The sequence below is a fragment of the Caenibacillus caldisaponilyticus genome (assembly GCF_002003465.1).
Classification (GTDB): Bacteria; Bacillota; Bacilli; order Bacillales; family Sporolactobacillaceae; genus Caenibacillus; species Caenibacillus caldisaponilyticus.
Map to the genome: position 1 here is coordinate 1 of NZ_BDDQ01000140.1, position 1,057 is coordinate 1,057.

2 protein-coding genes are annotated in these 1,057 nt (G+C 46.8%); both read left to right on the forward strand.

Annotated elements, in window-relative coordinates; genetic code table 11:
* Positions 1-230 (forward strand): phage distal tail protein (locus CCB157_RS16860; RefSeq protein WP_439951336.1); only part of this gene is annotated, 230 nt, incomplete at its 5' end.
* 187 nt (positions 231-417) lie between these two features.
* Positions 418-1,057: phage tail spike protein (locus CCB157_RS16865; RefSeq protein ID WP_238594761.1), on the forward strand; the 640-nt coding region annotated here is incomplete at its 3' end.

Genomic DNA, 1,057 nt, shown 5'->3' on the forward strand with positions numbered 1-1,057 from the left:
GCGGGAACAAGGGGTCGACAAAGCCTACGGTCATCGCCCATGCGGGGGATGAGATCAAGATCAATTGCGAAGACCATACCGTGTATAAAAACGGTGCGGTCTTCATGGAAAAATTTTATATCGGTAGCAATTTCCCAACCATGGAAGGCGGCGTGACCAAATCATTTGCATTTGAACCCGATCTCGATGAAGCGGATTGGTACTATGAATACCGGCCAACGACGAAATAGGAGGTGATGGCTTGTGTATTTGATTCTTGATCCCGACTTGAAAGTCTGCGGTGTCTTGTCATTGGAGGGAAAAGGATGCAAGTTCTATGATGATTTGCGATCGACGAAAATCGCAGACGATCAAGGGAAGATATGGAGCGACACTCTGCAAATCAGCGTCCCATACGGATACAGGGAAACAGAATATATGACACAAGGCTATCATCTCCTGAAACAAGGAAATGACGGTTATTTTTATCTCTATCGAATCTATGATTGGGAGGACTCCGCCGTCGGCCCCGTGCATGTCAAAAGGGTTCAAGCTATGAATCGTCTGGCTTGGGATCTCACGCACAAAATTGTACCGGCAAGAACGTTCACGAATGCCAACAGCCAACAGGCTTTTGAATATATTCTCCAACAAACCGGATGGGAAATTGGAGAAAATGACTTTTTCGGTGGCGAAAAAAAGCTGGAATTCAGCGCAGGAAACACTGCACAATATTGGCTTGATCAACTGACCCAACAGTTTGGGGTTGAGATTCGGGCATATGTGCAGGTGTACAACGGCCAGGTCATTCGAAAGCTCGTCGACATCGTGGAGGAACTCGGGGAATCGGAAGGAAGGCGACTGGAATACAGCCGTGACCTTCTTGGGATCACACGTTCCGGCACCGATCAAGAGATGTATACAAAGCTATATGTTTATGGCGGAACTGATTCCAAAGGGAATATAGTCTCTATCGCAAGCGTCAACGATGGGAAAGACTATATCGTTGATGATGACGCCAACGATATCTACAACGACGGCGGTCCATATCTCGAAGGATACATTGTCAACGATCAAA